Genomic DNA, 24719 nt, shown 5'->3' on the forward strand with positions numbered 1-24719 from the left:
CCGTCGTCAACCCCGATCCACCTGCGCGAACTGCGCGGCACTGTAGCGCTCGCCCCGCACCTCGTCGGCGAGGGCGTCGAGCTCGGCGAGTTCGACGGGCGTCAGCACGAGTTCCGCGGCCGCCAGGTTCTCCTCGATGCGGGAGATTCGCCTGGTGCCGGGGATCGGCACGATCCACGGCTGCTGCGCGAGCAGCCACGCCAGCGCGATCTGACCGGGTGTGGCGTCCTTCGCCGCGGCGAGCGCACCGACCCGTTCGATCAGCGCGGCGTTCGCCGCCCGGTTCTCCTCGGTGAACCGCGGCAGGCCGCCCCGCATGTCATCGGCGGCGAACGCCGTCGTGGTGTCGATCGCCCCAGTGAGGAAGCCGCGTCCCAGCGGGCTGAACGGCACGAAGCCGATGCCGAGCTCACCGAGCACCGGAAGCACATCCGTCTCCGGATCGCGGGTCCACAGCGAGTACTCGCTCTGCACCGCCGTCACCGGCTGCACGGCATGCGCGCGGCGGATCGTCGCTGCGGACGCCTCGGACAGTCCGAAAAGGCGCACCTTGCCCTCGTCGATGAGCGCGGACACCGTGCCTGCGACATCCTCGATGGGCACGGCCGGATCCACCCGGTGCTGGTAGAGCAGGTCGATCACGTCAGTGCGGAGGCGGCGCAGCGAGGCGTCCACGACCTCCCTGATGTGCTCGGGCCGGCTGTCCAGGCCGTGTCCGCCGATCTGGAAGCCGAACTTCGTCGCGATGACGACCTGGTCGCGCACCGGCGCGAGCGCCTCGCCGACGAGCTCCTCGTTCACGTAGGGCCCGTACACCTCGGCGGTGTCGAAGAGCGTGACTCCAAGGTCGACGGCGCCGCGGAGCACGGCGATCATGTCTTCGCGACTGCCGGGGTTGGGGCCGTAGGCGTGCGACATCCCCATGCATCCCAGTCCGATCGCCGAGACCTCGAGTCCCTGGCCGAGGGTTCGCTTCTGCATGTCATGCTCCTTCTCTGTCGGTGATGCGGTCATGCTCGGCGAGCGCGCGGAGCCCCTGCACCGCCGAGTACGGCTTCATGTACAGGACCTCGCCGAGCCGCTGCTCGCGCGCCCGCCGCAGGCGCCTGCCCAGATCGGGGCGCAGGTCCCGGAGGTATGCCCGCGCGAGCTCGGCGTGCGGCGAGTTCGACACGATCCTGATCGCATCGGCGTCCTCGACCAGCGCGATCGCGTTCTGCACGTTCTCGCGCGTCGTCCTGCTCTGCGTGTCGAGCCGGATCGGACCGGCGTATCCGCGCCGCAACGCGTAAGCGGCGAGCAGCTCGGCCTCGGGGATGTCGCCACCGACGGCACCGCCGCAGAGCACGAGCATCGACTCTCCGGCATCCGGCGACAGCGAGCGCAGCGCGGCGCGCACTCGATAGCGGTTCACGCCGTTCACGCGCGTGCCGCGGTTGCGATAACCGAGCACCACGATCGCCTCGCGCCGCACCGGATGCCCGTCATCGACACCCATCCGGCGACGCGAGGAGCGCTCGTGCACGATCTCCGACCAGACCAGGACGGCGGCCAGCACGGCTGCCCCGATGACGGCCGCGCCCACGATGGCCCTGCTCATCCGATTCACCGTCACGTGCACCGACGCTACTCCCTCGCGCGGCAGCAGTCAGGGCCGGGTCACGAGGGCCCGGCCCTGAGGAGCCGATTCAGCGGATGCCGGTCAGCAGCCGCCGAGGTCCTTCCACACGCCCCACTCGCCCGTGGTGCCCGGCTTCTCGCCGGTCGTCCACCAGGACGCCTTCCAGGTGTGACCGGCCTCGCTCACCTGAGCGCCTCCGATGTAGATGCTCGACGCGCTCCATGCCGGTGCCGTGCAGGTGCCCGGGGTCGGGGTCGGCGTCGGTGTCGGCTCCGGGTTCGTCGGTCCGCCGGTCCCCACGGTCACGTCCATGCAGTTGTAGAACGCGTTCACCGTGTCGGCGACGTTCCAGCGCGCGAGGATCATGTGGTCGCCCGCCGGCAGGTTCGTCAGCGTGTGCTTCACGGTGGCCTCGGGCTGCCGGTTGTAGCCGTCGAAGACCGCGAACGGCACACCGTCGACGAAGTACTCCCAGCTGCTCGTCGAATGCCGAGCCGTGATGTTCCAGGTCAGGGTCGTGGTGGAGTCGATCCTCGTGCGCGGCCACGGCTTGGACGCGTCGTCGAGGATCGCGTACTCGGCGTTGCCGCCACTGCACTTCATCGAGCCCTTCGGCGCCTCGACGCTCTGAGGCTCGTACTCGATCGATCCGCAGTCGAACGAGGTCGCGCCCGCCGCGCACTGCGCCTGGCGGCTGGGCGGGTCCGTCACCCAGCCGTGTGCGCCGGCAGCCGTCACCGCGGCCCCGCCGACGAGAGCTCCGATCGCGATACCCACCGCGATGATCCATTTCCGTCTCATTGCCCGTCTCCTCCGTATCGTCCTTGACAGTCGGTCGGCCCCCGAAGCATCCGGGCGCCGTCGCCAGCACGCTAGCGGCGATGGGGACCGCCGCGCCCGGTTCCGGAGCAGGCATGTGGAAACCACGTACGGCGTACGATCCTGCTGTGACCGCAGACCCGCTCGCCTCCTGGCTCCGCACCGACGCGCACCGGCTGCGCACCCTGGATCCGGATGATCCCGACGACAGCGATCTGGAGCCGCTCCTCGACATCATCGGCGACGCCCGCGTCGTCGCCGTCGGCGAATCGATGCACCGCGTGCACGAGTTCCTCGGTCTTCGGCACCGTCTGTTCCGCTTCCTCGTGCGCCGCGCCGGGTTCACGACCCTGGTGATGGAGAGCGGCCAGCCGGAGGGCCTCAGGGTCGATCGTTGGCTGCGTGATGGTGGGCCGGGGCTGCGCGACGTGCTGGGTCGCGGGATCACGTACCGGTTCGGCGCCTGCGAGGAGATGCTCGATCAGGTCACCTGGATGCGGGAGCAGAACGTCCGCGGCATCCCGGTGCGGTTCGCCGGTATGGACGTGCCCGACTCGTCCGCGAGCGCGCTGCCGGGTGTCCTCGCGACGCTCGATCTGCTCGATGACACTGATCCGGCCTACGCCGCACATGTGCGCGCGGCGGTGGTCCCTCTGTTCGACTACCTCCCTGCCGACCGCTCAGGACTGGCGCAGGCGGCCCCCACCATCCAGGCGTACCTCGCGCTCCCGCCCGAGCGGCGGAACGAGATCGCCGCGGCGGTCGGCGATCTCGCTGCGCGGACGCGCGCACTCCGGCCCGACCTCGTCGCGCGCTCCGGCGGTGGGAGCTCGGCGGTGCGTCGCGTCGACGCCGCGATCAACGCGGCCGAGAGCGCACGTGCCGCCGACGACTTCCTCCGCGCGATGACCAGCGGCCCGATTCGCACCTGGCCCCCTGCCAACATCCGGGATGCGTGGATGGCGGACTCGGTGGAGAGGGTGCTGCGCGACGAGCCGCGGATCCTGGTCGCGGCAGCGAACGGCCACGTGCAGCGCACGCCGTTCTCCGCTCCGCCGTACGTGCCGGATCCGATGACCACTCTCGGTGGACACCTCGCGGAGAGGCTCGGATCCGCGTACGTCGCGATCGGCACCGCATTCGGCGGCGGTGATGCGTGGCTGCACCGACCGGATCCCGCCGACGCACCCGGTCACTCCCGGCCGTTCGTGCAGCCGATCGGCCCGCTGCTGCCGGGCAGCGCCGACGCGGCGTTCGCACGCGCTGGCATCGGCGACTTCGTCGTGGATCTCCGGCGTATGACGCCCGCCGCCATGGACGCCCTGGATCGCACGGCGGGTGTGCAGAACGGCGACGTCCTGCAGCCGCTGCCCGTGCGGGAGGCGTTCGATGCGATCGCGTTCGTCGAATCCGTGTCGCCCTGGCACACCTGGCTGAACGAATTCGGCGTGGACGAGCGGGCGACGGCCTGACGCGTCAGGCGGCCACGGCCGAAGTCGTCATCGTGAGCAGCTGATCCTGCAGTACCAGCGACACGGTGATCGAGGCGAACTCCGCGAGCGAGGCCGCATGCGTTCCGCCGCACGGGATCGATGCGGTGCCCGCCGGCAGCTCGCACTCCCAGCGGCGCATGTCGATGATCGTCGGCCCGTCGGTGACGATGCGACTCGGAGCCCCTGAGGCCACCCAGGACGCCAGCGTGGCGTTGATCGCAGCCTCGCGCTCCGCCACGGTCGCCGCGAAGGTCTCGGAATCGAAGCCCGCCTTGCGCAGGCTCTTGCCGAGGCGGTATTCGTCGACGGCGCCGTCGACATGAATGAAGCTGGTCTGGTTCGCCCGGCCCTCGAAGTCCGGGCTGCCGAGCGCATCGGCGCCCGGATCCTTGCGCCACAGGTCCGCCAGCGCAAGATCGAGGGCGAGGGATGCCAGATGGCATGCCGTGTGTCCGCGGCTGAGGCCGGCTCGACGCACCTCATCGACTTCGAGGGCCGCGGACGCCCCCGCTGTGATGGACGCCGGAATCTCGCCTTCCACGCGGTGCCCCACCAGCCACGTCCAGCCCTCCGCACCGCGCTTGACCGGGATGTCTGTCCCGACGGCGAAGGCGCCGTCGTCGCTGATCGCCGCCATCACGGCCTCGGCCACTGCGACCTCGTCCGCTCCGACCACGATCGTCCCTGAGTCCCCCGGCTGGTCGGGCCAGGTGTGGTCCACGGGATGGAACGGGGTGACGTCGGTGACCACGACACCACCCTGCACTGTCAGCACGCGGGCATCCGCCCTCAGGGCTCCGGCGGGGAACGTGACGGTCGTGGGGCGCGCGAGAACATCAGGATGCATGACTCCATGCTTCCACGCGCGCAGCGTCCACAGCATCCGCTCACGATACGCTGAGGCATCGGATGCTCCCCCACGTCCGACCCGAGGTGACCGTGAACGAACGCATCCCGCGGCTGCTGCTGCCGTCGCACTACGACTTGCCCGGGATCGACGACGATTCCCGTACGCTGTACGCCCACCTGGCGAGCGTGGGGCCGCTCCCGCTGGAGCAGGTCGACTCTCCGGCGCTGCGCACTCTCACCGCCACCGGCCTGGCCGTCGTGCATGCCGGATCCGTCGACATCGTGCCCCCGGCCGGTCCGCTGCAGGAGATCGCGGATCAGCACACTCAGCGGGCCGTCGCCGCCCAGCTCGCCATCGATGATCTGATGGCGGTCTGGCGCGCGGCGCGCGGGCAGGAGGTCGGTGTGGAGGTGCTCTCCGGGCCGTCCGCGAGCCGGGAGTTCGACGCCCACATCGCGCAGGCACGGCGGGAGATCCTCGCTCTGTCGATCGGTCCGCGGGCCGGGATGACGATCGAGCCGGCGCACGGCGTGCTCGACGCGTTGGCCCGTGGGGTGGGCGTGCAGGTCGTCTACCACAGTCGCCTGTTCGAGAACGAGTCCGCCCTGGCCGTCACGACCGAGTGCGTCGCCGCCGGAGAGCAGGCCAGGGTGCTCCCCCGGGTCCCTGTGAATCTTGTCATCGCCGACGACTGCGCGACCCTGAACGTCTCCTACGACAACGATGAGCCCATCCATCTCGCGGTCATGCGCAACCGCCGGCTGGTCGAGTCGTGGCGAGTCGTCTTCCAGACGTTCTGGCAGCTTGCGCTGCCGTTCGACCCGGGCAGCGCGCTCGAGTCGGTGCGTCATCCAGCGCCGGACGAGCACCGGGAGCTGGTCCGGCTGCTCAGCCTCGGCATCACCGACCGCGCGATCGCCCGTGAGCTGGGCGTCTCCGAACGCACGGTCGGCCGCCGGGTCACCGCTCTGCAGGAGCACCTCGGTGTGGACACCAGGTTCCAGCTGGGTCTGCAGCTGGCCATGCAGGGCTGGGTGTGACTCGACGGCCGACACGGTCATCGACGCGGCTCGGTCATTGACGCGGCGGGGTCACTCCGCATCCGGGGCGATGAGCTCGGGGAACACCTTCTCCCACTCAGCCGCGAGGTCCTCGGTGGCGATGATGTGTCCCTGGTCGTCCTGCGCCTTCACGAAGTCCGCCGCCCACTCGGAGCTCGCATAGCGCTGGTTCGGAGTCCCGTGGTGCCCAGGGTTCGTGAACGAGCAGTCGCCGACCGTGTAGAACGACTGCATCGCCTGCAGCGCCGACGCCTTGTTCAGCGACGCACCCCGCTTGCTCACCGTGAAGTACGTGCTGAAGGCGTCCGCCATCAGCTCAGACCGGCGGGTCTGCTCGGCTTCGTCGGTCAGGTCGGTCTCGAACAGATCGTGGGTGTACTGCACCTGGTGCGCGTACTCGTGGCCGAGCACGGCCCGGTCGCCCACGGCGCCGAGTCCGATGTCGTCCCACATGCTGCTCAGCCCCACGCCCATCGCGACGCGACGCGTGATGCCGAGCTCGGCGAGCATGCCCGTGCTGTCATCGGCACGGTCCGGGTCGAGGGCGAACGCGTTCAGGGTGAACAGGGGGTTGTCCACGCCGCCGGGGAAGCCCTCGTCCACCAGCCCGCGCATGATGCCGCTCTCCACCGAGAGCTGCATCAGGATGGCGATCAGTCCGTTGACCCGCCCGAACCCGTCGTAGACGAACTGACGGTCGGCTGCAGCCTCCGGGGTGCTGGCGAACACCTTCGCGTCGAACGGGACCAGGCCGACCTCGCTGTCGTTGATACCCCAGAAGCTCTCCAGAGCACGGAACGTGCGCGACAGCTCGTTGGTCTTGTCGCCGTTGACGCCGAACTCCGCATCGTGCGGATCCACCGGCGTCTTCATCAGCGTCCAGTACTGCAGGAACAGCGAGGGAGAGACGCCGAGCAGGCCGTTGTTGTACCAATACCAGGCATCCGGGTCCACGCTCGCGAGCTGGGCACGCGCCCATGTCGTCAGCTCGCTCGTGCTGCACTGGTAGTCGCCCGGATCGATGGCCCCGGCCATCCCCTCCGAGATGCCCGCGTCGCGCAGCGTCTCGCGCACGGCGTCGAGCTCAGTCTGCACGGCCGCGGCGAAGGCGGCATCCGAGGCTCCGATCTCCTCGTAGTGCGCGCGGGTCGTCGGGTCGAGATCGGCGGTCTTGAGGTACTCGTTGAACTGCGCGCGCACCGCTGCGACGTCCTGCGCCCCTGTCTGGGCGATGGTGGCGGTGGCCGCCGTGGTCGTCGGAGCGGCCGCCGCGGATGCGGCGGATGCTCCGAAGCCGGTGACCGCGAGGGCTGCGATCGACGCGACGGCGAGGGGTGTCTTGAACGAGAGTTTCATCAGCACTGATTCCTTACTCTTCGTCAGGCCTGGGGTGCCTGAACTCATGAGCAGTGAATCAAGTGGCTGTGAGGCTCACAAGGAAATCCGATGTCCAGGATCGGACATGTCCGGCGTCAGTCAGCTGGTGACGACCTGCGCGGTGCCGAGCGGGGCGTCGGGGCCCATCTCCGCGGCGATGCGGTTCGCCTCTTCGATGAGGGTGGCGACGATGTCCGCCTCCGGCACGGTCTTGATGACCTCGCCCTTGACGAAGATCTGCCCCTTGCCGTTGCCCGAGGCCACGCCCAGGTCCGCCTCGCGGGCCTCACCGGGGCCGTTCACGACGCAGCCCATCACGGCGACGCGCAGCGGCACGGTCATGTCCTTCAGTCCCTCGGTGACGTCGTCGGCGAGCGTGTACACATCGACCTGCGCACGCCCGCACGACGGGCAGGAGACGATCTCGAGCTTGCGCTCGCGCAGGTTCAGGGACTGCAGGATCTGATGGCCGACCTTGACCTCCTCGGCCGGCGGAGCGGACAGCGACACGCGGATCGTGTCGCCGATGCCCTCGCTGAGCAGGATGCCGAAGGCCGTGGCGCTCTTGATCGTGCCCTGGAACGCCGGACCGGCCTCGGTCACGCCGAGGTGCAGCGGCCAGTCGCCGCGCTCGGCGAGCAACCGGTAGGCCTTCACCATCACGACCGGGTCGTTGTGCTTGACGGAGATCTTGAAGTCGTGGAAGTCGTGCTCCTCGAACAGCGACGCCTCCCAGACCGCGCTCTCCACGAGCGCCTCCGGAGTGGCCTTGCCGTACTTCTCGAGCAGCCGGGGGTCGAGCGAGCCCGCGTTCACGCCGATGCGCAGCGAGACACCGGCGTCCTTCGCCGCCTTGGCGATGGCTCCGACCTGGTCGTCGAACTTGCGGATGTTGCCCGGGTTCACGCGCACCGCGCCGCAGCCGGCGTCGATCGCCTGGAACACGTACTTCGGCTGGAAGTGGATGTCGGCGATGACCGGGATCTGGCTCTTCTTCGCGATGATGTGCAGCACGTCGGCGTCGTCCTGAGACGGCACCGCGACGCGCACGATCTCGCAGCCCGACGCCGTCAGCTCGGCGATCTGCTGCAGGGTGCCGTTGATGTCGGTGGTCTTCGTGGTCGTCATCGACTGCACGCTGACGGGGGCGTCGCCGCCCACGAGCACCTTGCCGACCCGGATCTGGCGGGACTTGCGACGAGGGGCGAGGACTTCCGGGACGCGCGGCATCCCCAGGTTCACTGCTGGCACCCCTCCAGCCTACGACGCCCGCGCCGCACCGGGCCTGCACGCACGCATAGGCTGAGCGGATGGCCTCCGTCCTGCTCACCGGTTTCGGTCCCTTCGCCGGCGGCGCGGGCAACCCGTCGCAGGATGCCGTAGGCGCCTATGCGGCCGCGCATCCGTCGGACGATCTGGTCGCCGCGGTGCTCCCTGTCGTCTTCACCGATGCCGCGACACAGCTGCGCGCGCTGATCGCCGAGCACCTACCGGAGGTCGTCATCGCGTTCGGGCTGGCGGGCGGCAGCACGAGGGTCGCTGTCGAGCGGGTCGCGGTGAACCTCATCGACGCCCGCATCCCGGACAACTCCGGTGCCGCGCCGATCGACGTGCCGAGCGAACCGGACGGACCCGCCGCCCGGTTCGCGACTCTGCCTGTGAAGCGGATCGCGCGGGCGATCGACGAGGCGGGCATCCCCGCGCACGTGTCCCTCTCGGCGGGCAGCTACGTGTGCAACCACGTGTTCTACACGGCGCTGGCAGCCGCGCCGGAGGCGCGGGCGGGATTCATCCACCTGCCGTGGTCGGCGTCGACCGCGCCGGACGGCGCCCCGCACCTGCCAGACGACGCCCTGGTGCACGCTGTGGGCATCGCCGTGGCGCAGGCCCGGGGCGACGAGGATGTCCGCAGCACGGGCACCGAGTCCTGATCGCGTCACACGCCCGATCCCCGCCTTCGGGTGTGGTACTTTCGCCCTATGTCCGCGAACCGTTCCTGGTGGCCCGCCTCCTAGGCGGAGTTTCGCGTACCCACGAGAATCAGACCGCCTTCCGGGGCGGTCTTTTTGCATCCCGCGCCGGATTCCCCGATACAGGAGACCCGATGGCCATCGCCGACCGCCTGCACGCCCTCACCGCCGACCCCGACGCGTCATTCGTGCTCATCGCGCGCGACAGCGGCGTCGAGCTGCTCACCGGCACCGTCACCGACGTCGATCTGCTCGCCGACATCCCGCTCAAGGCGGACCGGGAGGTGTTCGCCCTCGTCCCCTACCGTCAGGTGCGCGAGCGGGGATTCGAGGCGCGGGATGACGGCACGCCGCTGCGCTGCATCCTCGTGGATGCGCACGAGCAGCTCGACGCCGCAGAGCTGATCGCCGCGCTACCCGACGAGCCGATCGCTCTCCGCGGCGGCGGGTTCGACATCACCGACGAGGACTACGCCGCGATCGTGACGCGCGTCATCGACGAGGAGATCGGCCGCGGCGAGGGCGCGAACTTCGTGATCCGCCGCGACTACCGCGCCTCCTTCGAGACCGGTGATCGCATCGCGGCGCTCACCTGGTTCCGCGCCCTGCTCGAGCACGAGCGCGGCGCGTACTGGACCTTCGCGGTGATCACCCCCGGCCGCATCGCGGTGGGCGCGAGTCCGGAGGCGCATGTCGTCGCGCGCGACGGCATCGTCACGATGAATCCGATCTCGGGCACGTTCCGGCATCCCGCCGGCGGCGCCACCAAGTCGGCGCTGACCGAGTTCCTCTCCTCGACGAAGGAGACGGAGGAGCTGTTCATGGTCGTCGACGAGGAGCTCAAGATGATGAGCCAGGTCTGCTCGGACGGCGGGCGCATCACCGGCCCGCACCTCAAGCAGATGTCACGGCTCACGCACACCGAGTACATGCTGCGCGGGCAGAGCCGGCTCGACCCGCGCGACGTGCTGCGCGAGACGATGTTCGCGCCGACCGTCACCGGGTCGCCGATGCAGAACGCCTGTGCCGTGATCCGGCGGCACGAGCAGACTCCGCGCGGCTACTACTCCGGTGTCGCTGCACTGTTCAGCCCCAACGCGCACGGCGGCCACGACCTGGATGCGCCGATCCTGATCCGCACGGTGTACGTCGACGGCGGACGACTGTCGGTGCCGGTGGGCGCGACCCTGGTGCGCCACTCCGACCCGTACGGCGAGGTCGGCGAGACTCATGGCAAGGCTGCGGGTGTGCTGGGCGCGATCGGCGCGATCGAGCGCGACCTGGCGGCGGAGGCTCGCGACGACGACGCGCCTGGCGCAGGATCGCTCGCCGACGACGCCGAGGTCGCCGAGCTGCTCGCCTCACGAAACGCGCGCCTGGCAGAGTTCTGGCTGCAGCCCCAGGAAGCCGCAGCTGCCGGCCCGCTGGCGGGCCGCACCGCCCTCGTCGTGGACGCGGAGGACCGCTTCACCACGATGCTCGCCCATCAGCTGCGGCACCTCGGCCTCGACGCCCGCGTCGTGCCGTGGGAAGCCGTGACAGATGACGAGATCGACGCCGCCGACCTGCTGGTCGCTGGTCCCGGGCCCGGCGACCCGCGGGATGCCGAATCACCGCGCATCACACGGATGCGACAGGTCGTCGCCCGTCGTCGCGCAGCGGATGCTCCGCTGCTGGCCGTGTGCCTGAGCCACCAGATCCTCGCGGACTCGCTGGGGATCGACCTGGTGCCGCTGGACGCCCCGCATCAGGGCGTGCAGAAGACGGTGCCCGTGTTCGGTGAGGACGCCTCGGTCGGCTTCTACAACACGTTCACCGCGCGGGTCTCCCCCGGCACCGCGTCGGCGGCGGATGCCGAGGTGTCGGCGGATGCGGTCACCGGAGACGTCTACGCCCTTCGCGGTGAGGGCTTCGCGTCGATCCAGGGCCACCTGGAGTCGATCCTGTCGCGCGACGGCATCCGCACTCTGCAGAGACTGGCGGAGCACGCCCTGGCCTGAGGGGCCCTTCGTCACTTCGTCTCGCTGCGCTCGCTCAACACGGCGCTCGCTGCGCTCGCTCAGGAACCGGACGAACACCCCGGCCCCTGAGCGAGGAGCGCAGCGACGAGACGAAGGGCACTAGCCCAGCAGGTTCACGGGCTTGAGCAGGTCGGCGACGATCAGCAGCGCGCCCATGCCGATCATCACCACGGCGACGACGACGGTGAGCGGCACCAGCCGCGTGGCATCCACCGGCTTCGGTGCGCGCCGCCCGGTGAGCTTCGCCCAGGTGCGTTTGATGCCCTCCCACAACGCGACGGCGATGTGGCCGCCGTCCAGCGGCAGCAGCGGGATGAGGTTGAACACGAACAGCGCGATGTTCAGCGCACCGAGCAGGTAGAGCAGGGTGCTCAGCCGATTCAGGATCGGACTGTCGGTGACGGCGACATCACCGGCCAGACGCCCGACCCCGACGACGCTGAGCGGCCCGTTCGGATCCCGCGGCGCACCGGCGAAGACGGTCTCGCCGACGCTCCACATCTTCTGCGGAAGGGTGACGATCATCGAGGCGACGCCGCTGACCTGCTGCCAGGTCATCTCGGCGCCGGTGCCGATCGGCTGGCGGACGTACGCCTGCTGGGACGTGATGCCCGCGTAGCCGACCTCGTGCATCACCGGCTTGCCGTCCGCGTCGACGACGGGCTGCCCCTTTGCATCCACCTCCTGCCGCTGTGCGGGACCCGGCGTGAGGGTCGTGTCGACCTCCGCGCCGTCGCGCTCGACGACGACCGGCAGCGCGACTCCAGGCGAGGCCTGGATGATCGCGGATGCCTCGGCGAACGTGGACACGTCCTGGCCGTCGACGCTCACCAGCACGTCGCCGGGCTGAATGCCCGCCTCGGCGGCAGGTGCCGTCGGGTCGCCCGGCTTGCAGGTGGTCTGGCTGGAGCCGGCCGGCACCACGCACTCGCTCACGGATGCCACGGTCGTCGTGGCCTGCAGCAGGCCGATGCCCGAGGCGACGACCGTGAAGATCAGCACACCGAGGATGAGGTTCATCAGGGGACCGCCGAACATCACGATGACGCGCTTCCACACCGGCAGCCGGTAGAAGACGCGATCCTCCGCGCCCTCCGCGATCGTCTCGTCGTTGGCCGAGCGGGCGTCCTGCACCAGCTTCGAGAACAGCCCGCTCGCCTTGCCGGTCTCCTTCGACGGCGGGTACATGCCCGACATCGAGATGAAGCCGCCCAGCGGCAGCGCCTTCACCCCGTACTCGGTCTCGCCGATCTGCTTCGACCACAGTCGCGGGCCGAACCCGATCATGTACTGGCCGACGCGCACGCCGAAGAGCTTCGCGGGCACGAGATGCCCGATCTCGTGCAGTCCGATGGACAGCGCGAGACCGATCAGCATGAACAGGATGCCGCCCAGGTACAGCAGGATTTCCACCAGATCACCGTACTGGCCGTGGCGAGGAATCCGCTGTGACCGCGGCGGGGATCTGCCGACCGCGTGGGAGACTGGAGGCGTCATGGCCACTGCACCCGCCTCCGCTCCCCTGCCCCCCGTCCTGCGCCCTGAGCGCCCGTCGCACCGGTCGCTCGCCGATCTCGCCGAGCGCTTCGGCCTCGGCATCCGCGGGGACCTCTCGGGCCTGACGGCCGCGGGCATCACACTGGCCACCGCGGATCTGCGCGAGGGCGAGGTGTTCGTCGGCATCCACGGCGCGCGCCGGCACGGCGCGGAGTTCGCCGGGCAGGCGGCCGAGCAGGGAGCTGTAGCGATCCTCACCGACGCGGACGGTGCGGAGATCGCCGCACCGAGCGGGCTCCCGGTGCTCATCGCCGACGACCCGCGGGCTGCGCTCGGGGGGATCAGCGCCTGGCTGTACGGCACGGACCATGACATGCCGGAGCTGCTCGCAGTCACCGGCACCAACGGCAAGACCAGCACCGCGCACGTGCTCGAGGCGATCCTGAACCAGCTGGGCGTCGTTACCGGTCTGAGCTCCACCGCCGAGAGGCACATCGCCGGGCAGACCATCGTGTCACGGCTGACGACGCCGGAGTCCTCCGAGATGCACGCGCTGCTGGCACTCATGCGCGAGCGTGACGTAGAGGCGGTCGCCGTCGAGGTGAGCGCCCAGGCGCTGTCGCGGCACCGCGTCGACGGCATCCTGTTCGACGTCGCCGGGTTCACCAACCTCACGCACGACCACCTCGACGACTACGGCGACCTGGCGACATACCTCGCGGCGAAGCTCGCGCTGTTCCGCCCGGACCGCGCACGTCGCGGGGTTGTGTGCGTGGACACCGCCTCGGGGCTCGAGGTCGTCTCGCGCGCCGAGATCCCGGTGGTCACCGTGGGCGCACCGCAGCTCGCCCAGGACGCGGATGCCGCTGCCCGCGCCGATTGGACCGTTCGTATCGAGGAGGAGACGCAGCGCGCCACGACCTTCACCGTCCGTGCGCCGGGCGGCGCCGAGATCACCACGACCATCCCCGTGATCGGCGCGCACATGGCCGCCAACACCGGCCTCGCCATCGCGATGCTCGTCGAGGCCGGCTACGGCTTCGGCCGGATCGCGGAGGTTCTGCAGCGGGACGGAGAGGTCCGGGCCGTGCTGCCCGGTCGCACCGAGATCGTCTCCGGCGAGCGCGGCCCCGTGGTCTACGTCGATTTCTCTCACACCCCCGATTCCTTCGAGAAGACCCTGGCCGCTGTGCGCAAGGTCACCCCTGGCAAGGTGCTGATGATGTTCGGCGCTTCCGGCAACCGGGACACGCTGAAGCGGCCGATCATGGGGCGCGTCGCCGCCGAGGGCGCGGACATCGTGCTCGTCACCGACCACCACCCCCGTTACGAGGCGGCGGCGCCGATCCGCGCAGCGCTGCTTGAGGGCGCACGCTCCGCGGGGACCGACGCCGAGATCCTCGAGGTCGCGGCTCCTGAGGAGGCGATCCGCACCGCGGTCGCGATGACCGGCGAGGGCGACGCGATCCTGTGGGCCGGACCCGGACACCAGGACTACCGCGAGATCGACGGCGTCCGCACCCCGTTCTCTGCGCGAGCCCTGGCTCGCCAGGCCCTGCAGGATGCCGGCTGGCCGGTGCCGGAGGCCCGCTGACCCATTCCGGTCGTCGCGTCTCCCGGCCCCGTTTCCGGTCTCAACGGATGCGGGTCCCCCTGCCCGGACACCCGCAACGAGTGCGACCGGAGCACAATCAACCACAGCTCCGGTCCCAACGGATGCGGGTGCCGGGCATGCACACCCGCAGCGAGTGCGACCGGAGCGAGGGATCAGGCCGCGGCGATGAGGGCGTCGGCCTTCGCGCGAGCCCAGATCTCGGCAGCCGCCAGCGACTCGAGAGTGAGCTGCTCCGGCGGTTCGTGTGCGTCGACGACCGCGGCGATCGTGTCGACGATGCCGAGGAATGACAGTCGCCCCTCGTGGAACGCATCCACCGCCTGCTCGTTCGCGGCGTTGTAGACCGCGGGGAAGGTCGCGCCGGCGCGGCCGACCAGCTTGGCGAGTGCCACGGACGGGAACGCGATGTCGTCCAGGGGCTCGAAGGTCCAGCTCGTGGCCTGGCGCCAGTCCAACGGACGCCCGACGCCGCCGACCCGGTGCGGCCAGTCCAATCCGAGGGAGATCGGCAGCCGCATGTCCGGAGGCGACGCCTGAGCGATCGTAGAGCCGTCCACGAACTCCACCATGGAGTGCACGATCGACTGCGGGTGCACCACCACCTCGATGTCGTCGTAGGCGACGTCGAAGAGCAGATGCGCCTCGATCACCTCGAGGCCCTTGTTGACCAGCGTGGCCGAGTTGGTGGTCACCATCCGGCCCATGTTCCAGGTCGGGTGCGCGAGCGCCTCGGACGGGGCGACCGCGGCCATCTGCTCCCGCGAGCGCCCGCGGAACGGTCCGCCGGATGCGGTGACGACCAACCGCCGCACCTCGCCGTGCTCTCCGGAGCGCAGCGACTGCGCGATCGCGGAATGCTCGGAGTCGACCGGAACGATCTGTCCCTCAGCCGCAGCGGCGCGGACCAGCGCACCGCCGACGATCAGCGACTCCTTGTTCGCCAGTGCGAGGGTGCGGCCGGCCTTCAGTGCCGCCAGCGTGGAACCAAGGCCGATCGAACCGGTGATCGCGTTGAGCACCACATCGGCTTCCACGTCACGGACCAGCTGCTCAGCCTCTTCCGCGCCGAGCGCGGTGTGCTCGACGTGGAACTCGGACGCCTGCTCGGCCAGCATCTCCGCGTTCGATCCGGCGGCGACGCCGACCAGTTCGAATCTCCGCGGATTCGCGCGGATCACATCCAGTGTCTGAGTGCCGATGGAACCTGTGGACCCGAGGACGAGGATGCGACGCATGCCGCCAGCCTATTGCGCGGCCGGATTCCTCACTGCTTCTCGATGGGGGTGGTTCCGATGATGTCGACCACGAACACCAGGGTCTCCTTCTCGAGCTCGTGCCCCTTGGATGCTCCGTAGCCGTCCTTCGGCGGGATCTCGGCGAGCACCTGCGAGCCGACCTTCTGGCCGATCAGCGCCTGCTGGAAGCCCTTGACGACCCCGGTGGCCGGGAACTGGGAAGGATACGCGTCGCGGCTCCAGGTGGAGTCGAACTCCTTGCCGTCGCTCCACTTGACCCCGCGGTACTGCACGGTGACCAGATCGTTCGCGGTCACGGTCGCACCGTCGCCCTGCTTCAGCTGACCGATCTTCGTCTCGGTGGGCGGGTCGGTCTTGGGGATGGTGATCGTGGGCGCGCCGTCCTTGTCGAGTTTGACGGTCGCCATGCCGGCGGGCGGGTCGACCTTCTTGCCCGTGGCGACGGTCGGCAGCTTCTCGAGGGTCTGCACGTACAGCACGACGGAGGGCTGGTTCTCACCCAGCTTCTCGCCGGGGAGGGCGAGCACGGCCTCCGAGCCGATCGGCATGCACTCGGTCGCGATGAGGAAGATCGGCGACATGGTCATGTCGTACAGCTGCTGCGGTGCGTTCGGGTTGAGCAGCACCGGCAGCACGCCCTCCGGGCCGCGCTTCGAGGTGTCCAGGACTGCTCCGGTGTCGGCCTGGACGAGCTGGTAGCGCACCGAGATGAAGTCGGTGGGAGTGATGTCCTTGCCGTCGCCCTTCTTGACGACGGTGCGCTCGACGTCGGCGAACTTGGCGTCCTTCGGCACGGTGACCTTGGCGTCGAGACCCGAGCCGTCGATCTTGATCGAATCGGAGGTCGCGCCTGGCTGCGTGTCCAGCACGCACTTGGACGAGCTCTTGGTGGGCGTCGGCGTCGACGCGGCATCCGGCGAACCCGCGCAGCCGGCCAGGATCAGGGTCGCCACGGCGACGGTGGACAGCAGGGCAAGCGGACGACGCAGGCGCACGGTGAGACCTCGTGATCGGGGGCGGGAGACGTCTCATCATCCCCCATCCGGTTAGGCCGCGGCTGAGTGCCGACCATTCCCCCACCGGCATGAATGCTTCGATACTCTTTGCGGATGACCTCTGAGCAGTCGCCGGAGCCCGAATCGGCACCTGAGCAGACCAGCGCCCCGAAGCGCGCAGGCTTCGCGTACGCCTTCGGGCGCACGCTGATCACGCCGCTCGCGCGCCTGATCTACCGGCCGAGGATCGAGGGTCGCGAGAACGTGCCGATGGACGGTCCGCTGATCTTCGCCAGCAACCATCAGTCGTTCATCGACTCGATCGCGATCCCTGTTGCAGCGCCCCGTCCCGTGCACTTCCTCGCGAAGTCGAGCTACTTCGAGGGCACCGGCTTCAAGGGCGCGATGTCGCGCATGTTCTTCACCTCGATCGGTGCGATCCCGGTGCGCCGCGGCGCCGGCCAGGCCGCCCTCGACGCCCTCGACCAGCAGAAGCAGCTCCTCGACGACGGGCTGACCGTCGCGCTGTACCCGGAGGGCACCCGCTCCGACGACGGACGCCTGTACAAGGGACGCACGGGGGTGGCGTTCCTCGCGCTGGAGACCGGCGCGCCCGTCGTGCCTGTGGGCCTCATCGGCACAGACCGCGTGATGCCCCGCGGGGCGAAGATGCCCTCACTGCGCGAGCGCATCACGGTGAAGTTCGGCGAGCCGCTGGATCTCAGCACGCACGGCCCGGCCTCGAGCGGCAGGGCCCGACGTCAGGCGACCGACGAGATCATGGCGGCGATCCACGCGCTCTCCGGGCAGGAACTCGCCGGCGTGTACAACGAGCCGCCCGCGCAGAATCCGATCGACAAGATCAAGCAGGCGCTGCCGCACGAGCGACGCTGACCCCGCGCCCCGTCAGTCTGCGACAGTGACGACCGGCTCGACGCGCACCGGGAAGTTCACGGAGTTCGCGATGAAGCACCACTCATGCGCCTGATGGTGCGCCTCCTCGGCGACCGCGACCATCGACTCATCGGCGACCGTCACCCGCGGGCGCAGCACGACCTCGACGAACGCCCCGCCGCCACGGCCGTCCTCGCGCATGACACCGGTCGCCTCGTCCCGGTACGACGTGACGATCGCTCCGACGGTCACACAGGCGTGAAGGTAAGACAGCAGGTGGCATTCCGACAGGGATGCCACGAGCAGGTCCTCGGGGTTCCAGCGCGATGTGTCGCCGCGGAACGGCTTGTCGGAGGAAGCCAGCAGTTCGGGCTTACCCTCGACCTGCAGCGTCACGTCCCTGCGGTAGTCGCGGTACCCGCTGGTGCCGGTGCCCGCGTTGCCGGTCCAGGTGGTCGTGAGCGCGTAGCGGTGTTCTCCGAGGGGCATGCCGCCAGTCTGGCACGGCGCTCCGCAGGTCATAAGCTGGAGGACGTGCTCGAGACTCTCACCGTTGCGGATTCTGTGGAACTGGCCGTCGTCGAACGCAGCGGATTCGTCGAATCCCGTCATGCCGGCGCAGCGGTCGTGCTCTCGCCCGAGGGCGAGGTGGTCTCGCGTCACGGCAACGCCGACGCGCTGATCCTGCCGCGGTCGAGCATGAAGCCGATGCAGGCGGTCGCCTGTGTCACGGCAGGCGCCGCGCTGGAGGGCGAGCAGCTCGCGATGAGCACCGCTAGCCACACCGGCACCGACCGTCACGTCGCGCTCGTGCGGGAGATGCTCGTCGCGGGCGGCCTCACCGAGGACGACCTCGCGTGCCCGCCGTCCTGGCCGGGCGATACGGAGACCCGCAGCGAGATGACGCGCGACCACGCCGAGCCGAGCCGGATCCGGATGAACTGCTCCGGCAAGCACGCCGCGATGCTGCGTGCCTGCGTGGCGACGGGCTGGCCGACCGATGGCTATCTCGATCCGGCGCATCCGCTGCAGGTGCACATTCGCGAGACGGTGGAGCGGCTGATCGGCGCGAAGGTCGCGCACACCGCGATCGACGGATGCGGCGCCCCTGTGCACGCGATGACGCTGGAAGGGCTCGCCCGCAGCATCCACCGCATCGGCACCGCCTCGGATCGCTCACCGTTCGCCCTGCACCGCGTCGCCGGCCAACTGGTTCGCGCCGTGCGCGAGAACCCGTGGACGATCGCCGGCCCCGGCCACCAGGACACGATCGCGATCGAGCGCCTCGGCGTCTTCGCGAAGCACGGCGCCGAGGGCGTGATGGTCATGGTGGCTCCCGGCGGCACCACAGTCGCGCTGAAGATGCTCGACGGCAACGGCCGCGCAGCCACGATGGTCGCCGCGACCCTGCTCGCTCGCGCAGGCGCCGTGGCCGAGGCGGATGTCGCGGCGCTGGCTGCCGACCTGCCGCTGGTCGTGAACGGCGGCGGAGCGCCGGTCGGCACCATCCGCCCTGGCGCCGGCATCTGACAGGTCAGTCCGGGGCACCGGGAAGCAGCACGCGCCGGGGAGCGCTGCCCTGTGCCGTCGCCCAGGCCCGTCCCGAATGCGAGCGGGCGTACGGCGGCAGACTGCGTACCGCCGCGAGCTGACGCAGTTCGCTCCCGCATTCCGCGGCGATCAGCATCTCGCCCTCTGCCCGCACCCGCTGTGCGAGCGACCAGTTCATCCGCCAGTCCTCGGGGTCGGCGACGACGATCACGGGCTCAGGGCCTGCCGCGCCGCGGGAGGTCGCTTCCGGCACCCCGATCACGCGGTGCGCCGGATGCTCCCGGCGGAGCAGCTCGGTGGTGCGCTGCACCGCCGGCGTGACGACGCCGCTGACGTCGTGCTCGGGCCGCCATCGAGGCGACCCGCCGGTGAGCCTCGGCTGTGCATGCTCCGTCTCGACCCAGCACAGCTGCACCTCTCGCCCGTCGATGCGTGCCCGCCCGGCCGAGCGATCCCGGCGGAAGGCGTCGGGCTCTCCCCCTGCCGAGATGTGCTCGATCCTGCCGGGCATCCGCAGCACCGCGCGCCGTGGCAGCGCGTCGATGACACGACCGAGCACTCCGGACACGCGGGAGACGGTCACCACCGTCGGAAGCGCGCGCACGATCTGCTCCCACGCAGACACGAACTCCTGCGCGTACTCCGGCGGGTAGGCGGCGACGAGTGCGTCGAGATCGTCGCAGAGCACCAGGGGCGGGCGGGCAGCCTCTGCGAGCAGCTCCTGCACCATGTCCCAGGCTCCCTCGGCATCGACCGGGATCATCCGCGCGTCGGGCTGCTGCACGCAGAGCAGCCGCAGCGCTGCGGTCTTCCCGGAGCCCGGCCCGCCGATCACCGCCAGGCCCGACCCCGACTCGAGGGTCTCCGCTGGCTGACGCTGACGATCGGGTTCGTCCGCTCTGCCCAGCACGAGTCCCGTGCCGCGCCGCCGCAGGCCGCCATCGACATCCGGCCGCATCTCGTCCAGAGTCAGCCGCTCCGGGAGTGCCGGCAGCCAAGGACTGCGCGGTCGCGCAGCGTCGGCCCAGCGCAGCGACGTGGCCCGCACCTCCGCCGCGCCGGTGAGCGCGATGCGGACGCAGACGGCCTCCGCGTCCTGCGGCCTGCGCACGAACGCGAGCCCGCGCGCCTCCGGCCCGCCCGGCACCGCGGCAGCGGCGTCCGAGCCGATCACGAGCCTGCTGTCTGCCGCATCCGCCACTCGCAGGCTGACGCGCAGCGGGCAGTTCGCGGCGAGCGCGTCGCGGATCACACCGGCCGCGCGCTGTGTGCCGAGCACGAGGTGCATGCCGAGCGCGCGTCCGCGCGCGGCGACATCGGTGAACACCGCGCCGAGGTCGGCGTGCTCCTGCAGCAGCGCGGCGAACTCGTCGACGACGATCACCAGCCGAGGCAGCGAGGGATGCTGGCGGATGTCGCGCGCGCCGGCCTCGGCGAGCGCCCGCTCCCGGCGACGCAGTTCGGCCGTCAGGCTCTCCACGCCGCGACGCGCGCCGTCATCGTCGAGGTCGGTGATCACCGCAGCCACCTGGGGCAGCTCACGGAGCGGATCGAAGGCTGTGCCGCCCTTGAAGTCGGCGAGCACGAAGTTCACCCGCTCGGGACCGTGCACGGCGGCCATCGACGTCACCCAGGACACCAGGAGCTCGCTCTTGCCGGTGCCTGTCATGCCGGTGACGATCGCATGCGGCCCGTCCTCGACCAGATCGACGACGAGGTCGCCGCGTTCGCCGCGTCCGATCGCCGCTGCGAGGCCCGCTCCGCCGCTCGGCACCATGTCGAGCTCATGCAGCGCGATCGTCGCCGGCACCTCGGAGACATCTTCCGCAGCGGCGGCGCTCTCCGCAGCGATCCGCCTGGCCTGCGCGAGCGACACTCCTTCGACGATGACCTCCTTGACGCCGTCCGGGGTGCGCAGTCGCGCACGCGCAGGGTCGGTGCAGTCCAGCACCGCTGTCACCCCGTCAGGCGGCTGCTCGTCGGGCGCGCACAGCGAGAGCCGTGCGTCGCCGCCATGGTCGCCCCCGGCGCCGACCACCAGGCGGAACGCGGCGCGTCGAGTTGTGCTCGCATGCGGCAGCTCGGCCACGCCGAGGTCTTCGAGACCGTCCCCGAGCAGCATGAGCTGCGACGCGGTGAACCGCTGGCAGAGCTGCACGATCAGCGCCCGCAGCACCGCCGCCCCGACCGGTTCGGGTGCGCGCACGCAGACGCCCCGTCCGATCGGCACGGTCATCGGTGCGTCGCCCAGCACCGCGGCCCGTTCCCGAAAAGCACGGGAACGATCGTCCTCTCCCCCGCTGGCGCGCACCCCGCTCGCCCGTGTGCCACGACCGAGGACCAGGGCTGTGTCCGCCGTCGGCGGCTCTGGCCCGCGGAGCGGCTGCTCGATCAGACATCCGGCGGCATCGGGATACCGACGCCACAGGTCGGCGCGCTCACGGGCGTGCACCTGGACCAGTTCGGCCTCCGCGCGCTCCCACGCCGCGTCCGCCTCGACCTCGCCGCGCCTGCGGTCGCGGCGCCGGGTGCGAAGGCCGTCGAGGAACGACGCGAGGAGCATGAGTGGCCCGAGCGCGGCGAAGCAGAGCGCGAACAGCGAGCCGGTGACCGCCCACAGCGCCACCCCCGCGATCACGGGCACGATCGCCGCGAGCAACGGCAGGGACGGACGGCTGGGCGGTGCCGGTGACGGCGGCAGCACGATCGTGGTGGCTTCCATGCCCCCATCAGAGCGCACGGAACGGCGCGAGTGCGGGCTGTCCACAGCCCTATGCGGTCAGTCCGCGGAATCGTCCGCTGTGGAGGACGAGTCGTCGACCTGCAGCACGATCACCGTGACGTTGTCACGGCCGCCGTTCTCCAGCGCAGCCTCGAGCATCGCCTCGACCGCGGCGGCCGGGTCGGCGTGCTCGCGCAGGAAGTGCAGGATGCCGTAGTCGGTGAGCTCCTTGGTGAGACCGTCGGAGCAGACCACGAAACGGTCCCCGGCCTGCACCTCGACGGAGATGTAGTCCGGCGGGAGCAGCTCGCTGGCTCCGACGGCGCGCGTGATGACGTTGCTGTACGGGTGTCCCTCGGCCTCTTCCGGACTGAGTTTGCCCGACGAGATGAGCTCCTGCACGACCGAGTGATCGGTGGTGACCTGTGCGAGCTTGCCCTCGCGCGCCAGGTAGACACGGGAGTCGCCGATGTTGAGCACGACCCAGCGCGGCTCATCGTTGCTCAGATCGAGGAAGAGCCCGGTCAGCGTGGTGCCGGTGCCCTCATCCGTGGTGTCGGGATGGGCCGCGATGTCGGCCACGGCCAGGCCGAGCGCCTTCTCGATCGCCTCGGTGCCGACCTGACCGCTGTCGACCACGGCGTCCAGACGGGCGATCGTCCGACCGCTCGCGATCTCGCCTCCGGCATGCCCGCCCATGCCGTCGGCGACGACGAAGAGCGGATAGCGGGCCAGGAAGGCGTCCTGGTTGGTGTCGCGGCGGTGACCCTGATCGGTCGCACCCGCCCACGACAGCTGCACGGCGTCATCGACGCGGTACGTCTGCGTTGTCGTCTCAGGCACGAGGACTCTCCGGTGTGCGGGCGGTGCTCCGGATATCGCCGGAATCTGTTGCCATCGTAGTGGAACCAGGGTTCACAGACCGACTGCCGGATCCTCGGGAAGCGGGAAGAGAGCGTCGATGGCGGCCAGATCCGCTGCATCCGGCTCCCAGGCGACGGCCGCACGCACGTTGGATTCGACCTGCGCAGGCGTCGTGGCACCTGCGATCACGCTAGAGACCCCCGGCTGCGCCGGCAGCCAGCCGTAGGTCGCCTCGAGCATGGTGATGCCGCGATCCGCACAGAACGCGGCATAGCCCTCGAGCGCGTCCCAGGGCGCGTTCTCCCAGATGAAGCGACGCTCGTTCATGATGCGGCTGCCGGTGGGCCCGCCGTCACGGGTGAACTTGCCGGTCAGCAGGCCGTTGTGCAGCGGGAAGAACGGGAAGAAGCCCAGTCCGTACCTGTTCACGGCGGGCAGCACCTCGCGCTCGGCGCCGCGTGCGAGCAGCGAGTACTGGTTCTGCGATGAGACGAAGCGGCCCGTCGAGCGCGCCCGTGCGGTGAACTCGGCCTCTGCGATCTGCCAGCCGGTGAAGTTCGAGTGCCCGTAGTAACGGATCCTGCCCTCGTCGACCAGTTCGTCCAGCGCGTCGATCGTCTCGGCGATCGGCGTCTGCGCGTCGGGCAGGTGCAGCTGGTAGAGATCGATCCAGTCCGTGCGCAGCCGGCGCAGCGACTGCTCGACGGCGAACCTGACGTAGCGACGCGAACCGCGCCCGGCCGGGAAGTCGTAGCCCATGTCGTACTCGTGCCCGAACTTCGTCGCCAGCACGACGCGATCGCGGCGTCCTTCGAGCGCTTCGCCGATGAAGCTCTCGCTCGTGCCGCCGTTGCCGTACATGTCGGCCGTGTCGAAGAAGAACATGCCCTGGTCGATCGCCGCGTCGATCACGTCGCGGCTGCCCTTGATGCTCTCGGTCACCGTGCCCGTGCGTCCGAAGTTGTTGCATCCGAGACCTGCGGCGGAGACGACGAGTCCTGAGGCCCCCACGCGACGCTGAGCGTTCACCATGCCTTCCACACTATCGGTGCCGTGCGGGTCGGGATTCGTCACACCCACCCGCGCCGGACGGCCTCGGCGCCGAGCTGGAACCGGGAGGTCACCCCGGCTCGCTCTGACAGCTCCGAGATGCGGCGCTGCACGGTGCGCAGCGAGACGCCCAGCTGCGCCGCCGCGGCGGTGTCCGTCAGGCCCAGGATCAGCAGCGAGAGCAGCTCCCGATCGGCGGCCGATTCCTCATCCTGCCCGAACAGCGGACGTGCCGATCGCCAGAACGACTCGAACACGGCGATCACCAGGTCGAGCAGCCCACTGGGGTGCACGAGCAGCGCCCCGCCGACCTGATCTGTGCCCTCAGGGTGCATCGGCAGCAGCGCCAGCCGGTCATCTGCGAGGAACAGCCGGGTCGGCACGTCGGGGAGTGCGCGGATCTCCTCGCCGCCCGCGATGGCGAGGCGCGCCGCATCGAGGAAGCCTGGCCGTTCGGCGACACCCGACTCGACGATCGTCCGGTACCGGACGCCGCGTTCCAGCGCCCGTTCCTCCTCGACGTTGTCGGAGGGTTCGAGCAGCGCGACCTGGCTCTTGACGAACACGTCGACGCGGTCGACAGCGGATGCCTGGAGCTGGGCGATGCGCTGCCGCACGGCATCCGGTCCCAGCACGACGTCGACGACGTCGGGAGCCGCCCGCAGCGCGGCGCCCTGCCGGTAGATCTCGCTGAGCTGCACGAAGGCGGCGTGCGCGGCGGCGAGCCGTCGCTCGCTCTCCACGAGCATCGGCCGCAGCGCAAGCGACGGCGGGGATGCCACGACCCGGTCCGGTGCGGAGCCCTGGCGCGCCACCAGCCCGACGCTCTCCAGCCCGGCGAGCAGCCGCCGCACCTCTTCGGGCGAGCGGCGGATCCGGGCGGCGATCTCGTCGACGTCCGCCGAGGGCTGCTCCAGAAGCATCCGGTAGATCTCCGCGTGCTCGTCGTCGAGCCCGATCTCGTCAAGCATCCGTTCTCCCGCTCTTCCTGCGCCCCGGTGGACTCGCACGGGCGGGCGATCGGTGGCGGATGACGGACATGGCACGTCCCCGCCACCACGTT

General features: G+C 70.2%; 21 protein-coding genes. 7 read left to right on the forward strand and 14 right to left on the reverse strand.

The window, feature by feature from the left end:
* Nucleotides 1–6: 6 nt before the first annotated feature.
* From ACFVDO_RS04595 to ACFVDO_RS04605, 3 genes are all read right to left on the reverse strand, one after another.
* Complete coding sequence (locus tag ACFVDO_RS04595) at nt 7–981, reverse strand: aldo/keto reductase (protein WP_378857934.1); 975 nt, start codon at nt 979–981, stop codon at nt 7–9.
* Nucleotide 982: 1 nt separating this feature from the next.
* A complete protein-coding gene (locus ACFVDO_RS04600; RefSeq protein ID WP_378857933.1) occupies nt 983–1600 on the reverse strand; it encodes a YdcF family protein in 618 nt (205 codons plus the stop codon).
* Between the two features lie 102 nt (nt 1601–1702).
* Complete coding sequence (locus tag ACFVDO_RS04605; RefSeq protein ID WP_378857932.1) at nt 1703–2422, reverse strand: lytic polysaccharide monooxygenase; 720 nt, start codon at nt 2420–2422, stop codon at nt 1703–1705.
* A gap of 146 nt (nt 2423–2568) precedes the next feature.
* Here ACFVDO_RS04605 and ACFVDO_RS04610 point away from each other — a divergent pair, with 146 nt between their 5' ends.
* Nucleotides 2569–3912, forward strand: a complete 1344-nt coding sequence (locus ACFVDO_RS04610; RefSeq protein WP_378857931.1) for an erythromycin esterase family protein — start codon at nt 2569–2571, stop codon at nt 3910–3912.
* Between the two features lie 4 nt (nt 3913–3916).
* Here the strand turns inward: ACFVDO_RS04610 and ACFVDO_RS04615 are convergent, their stop codons facing one another.
* Nucleotides 3917–4780, reverse strand: coding sequence for a hypothetical protein (locus tag ACFVDO_RS04615; RefSeq protein WP_378857930.1), 864 nt, complete (start codon nt 4778–4780; stop codon nt 3917–3919).
* A gap of 62 nt (nt 4781–4842) precedes the next feature.
* Here ACFVDO_RS04615 and ACFVDO_RS04620 point away from each other — a divergent pair, with 62 nt between their 5' ends.
* Entirely contained in the window at nt 4843–5823 is a 981-nt protein-coding gene (locus ACFVDO_RS04620; RefSeq protein WP_378857929.1) for a response regulator transcription factor, read from the forward strand.
* 51 nt (nt 5824–5874) lie between these two features.
* On the opposite strand, the gene ACFVDO_RS04625 is transcribed toward ACFVDO_RS04620, so the two are convergent.
* Both ACFVDO_RS04625 and ispG read right to left on the reverse strand, forming a co-directional pair.
* The gene (locus ACFVDO_RS04625) at nt 5875–7200 is read right to left on the reverse strand and encodes a hypothetical protein (RefSeq protein ID WP_378857928.1); all 1326 of its coding nucleotides are present in this window, start codon (nt 7198–7200) and stop codon (nt 5875–5877) included.
* A 120-nt stretch (nt 7201–7320) separates the two neighbouring features.
* Nucleotides 7321–8472 (reverse strand): flavodoxin-dependent (E)-4-hydroxy-3-methylbut-2-enyl-diphosphate synthase, encoded by a 1152-nt coding sequence (gene ispG, locus ACFVDO_RS04630; protein ID WP_378857927.1) that lies wholly within the window; start codon nt 8470–8472, stop codon nt 7321–7323.
* A gap of 59 nt (nt 8473–8531) precedes the next feature.
* Between ispG and ACFVDO_RS04635 the strand changes: the two genes are divergently transcribed.
* Nucleotides 8532–9152 carry a pyroglutamyl-peptidase I gene (locus tag ACFVDO_RS04635; protein ID WP_378857926.1) on the forward strand — a complete coding sequence of 207 codons (621 nt, stop codon included), beginning with the start codon at nt 8532–8534 and terminating at the stop codon, nt 9150–9152.
* Nucleotides 9153–9325: 173 nt separating this feature from the next.
* On the forward strand, nt 9326–11191 hold the full coding sequence (locus ACFVDO_RS04640) for an anthranilate synthase family protein (RefSeq protein ID WP_378857925.1): 1866 nt from the start codon (nt 9326–9328) through the stop codon (nt 11189–11191).
* Between the two features lie 120 nt (nt 11192–11311).
* Here ACFVDO_RS04640 and ACFVDO_RS04645 read toward each other — a convergent pair whose 3' ends face one another.
* Nucleotides 11312–12625: a M50 family metallopeptidase gene (locus ACFVDO_RS04645; protein WP_378857924.1), complete on the reverse strand. Its 1314-nt coding sequence runs from the start codon at nt 12623–12625 to the stop codon at nt 11312–11314.
* 82 nt (nt 12626–12707) lie between these two features.
* Between ACFVDO_RS04645 and ACFVDO_RS04650 the strand changes: the two genes are divergently transcribed.
* The gene (locus tag ACFVDO_RS04650; RefSeq protein ID WP_378857923.1) at nt 12708–14303 is read left to right on the forward strand and encodes a Mur ligase family protein; all 1596 of its coding nucleotides are present in this window, start codon (nt 12708–12710) and stop codon (nt 14301–14303) included.
* Between the two features lie 173 nt (nt 14304–14476).
* On the opposite strand, the gene dxr is transcribed toward ACFVDO_RS04650, so the two are convergent.
* Both dxr and ACFVDO_RS04660 read right to left on the reverse strand, forming a co-directional pair.
* Nucleotides 14477–15559 (reverse strand): 1-deoxy-D-xylulose-5-phosphate reductoisomerase, encoded by a 1083-nt coding sequence (dxr, locus tag ACFVDO_RS04655; protein ID WP_378857922.1) that lies wholly within the window; start codon nt 15557–15559, stop codon nt 14477–14479.
* Nucleotides 15560–15588: 29 nt separating this feature from the next.
* On the reverse strand, nt 15589–16575 hold the full coding sequence (locus tag ACFVDO_RS04660; RefSeq protein ID WP_378857921.1) for an FKBP-type peptidyl-prolyl cis-trans isomerase: 987 nt from the start codon (nt 16573–16575) through the stop codon (nt 15589–15591).
* A gap of 114 nt (nt 16576–16689) precedes the next feature.
* Between ACFVDO_RS04660 and ACFVDO_RS04665 the strand changes: the two genes are divergently transcribed.
* Nucleotides 16690–17469, forward strand: a complete 780-nt coding sequence (locus ACFVDO_RS04665) for a lysophospholipid acyltransferase family protein (protein WP_378857920.1) — start codon at nt 16690–16692, stop codon at nt 17467–17469.
* Nucleotides 17470–17481: 12 nt separating this feature from the next.
* Here the strand turns inward: ACFVDO_RS04665 and ACFVDO_RS04670 are convergent, their stop codons facing one another.
* On the reverse strand, nt 17482–17958 hold the full coding sequence (locus ACFVDO_RS04670; protein WP_378857919.1) for an OsmC family protein: 477 nt from the start codon (nt 17956–17958) through the stop codon (nt 17482–17484).
* Nucleotides 17959–18003: 45 nt separating this feature from the next.
* On the opposite strand from ACFVDO_RS04670, the gene ACFVDO_RS04675 reads away from it, so the two are divergent.
* Nucleotides 18004–18999 carry an asparaginase gene (locus tag ACFVDO_RS04675; RefSeq protein WP_378857918.1) on the forward strand — a complete coding sequence of 332 codons (996 nt, stop codon included), beginning with the start codon at nt 18004–18006 and terminating at the stop codon, nt 18997–18999.
* A gap of 4 nt (nt 19000–19003) precedes the next feature.
* Here the strand turns inward: ACFVDO_RS04675 and ACFVDO_RS04680 are convergent, their stop codons facing one another.
* The 4 genes from ACFVDO_RS04680 to ACFVDO_RS04695 form a co-directional block, all read right to left on the reverse strand.
* Nucleotides 19004–21742 (reverse strand): FtsK/SpoIIIE domain-containing protein, encoded by a 2739-nt coding sequence (locus tag ACFVDO_RS04680; RefSeq protein WP_378857917.1) that lies wholly within the window; start codon nt 21740–21742, stop codon nt 19004–19006.
* A 57-nt stretch (nt 21743–21799) separates the two neighbouring features.
* On the reverse strand, nt 21800–22585 hold the full coding sequence (locus tag ACFVDO_RS04685; protein ID WP_378857916.1) for a PP2C family protein-serine/threonine phosphatase: 786 nt from the start codon (nt 22583–22585) through the stop codon (nt 21800–21802).
* A gap of 72 nt (nt 22586–22657) precedes the next feature.
* Nucleotides 22658–23638, reverse strand: a complete 981-nt coding sequence (locus tag ACFVDO_RS04690; protein WP_378857915.1) for an aldo/keto reductase — start codon at nt 23636–23638, stop codon at nt 22658–22660.
* Nucleotides 23639–23676: 38 nt separating this feature from the next.
* Nucleotides 23677–24627: a helix-turn-helix domain-containing protein gene (locus ACFVDO_RS04695; RefSeq protein ID WP_378857914.1), complete on the reverse strand. Its 951-nt coding sequence runs from the start codon at nt 24625–24627 to the stop codon at nt 23677–23679.
* Between the last annotated feature and the right edge of the window lie 92 nt (nt 24628–24719).

This window comes from Microbacterium sp. NPDC057741, from assembly GCF_042798735.1.
In the GTDB taxonomy this organism is placed as follows: domain Bacteria; phylum Actinomycetota; class Actinomycetes; order Actinomycetales; family Microbacteriaceae; genus Microbacterium.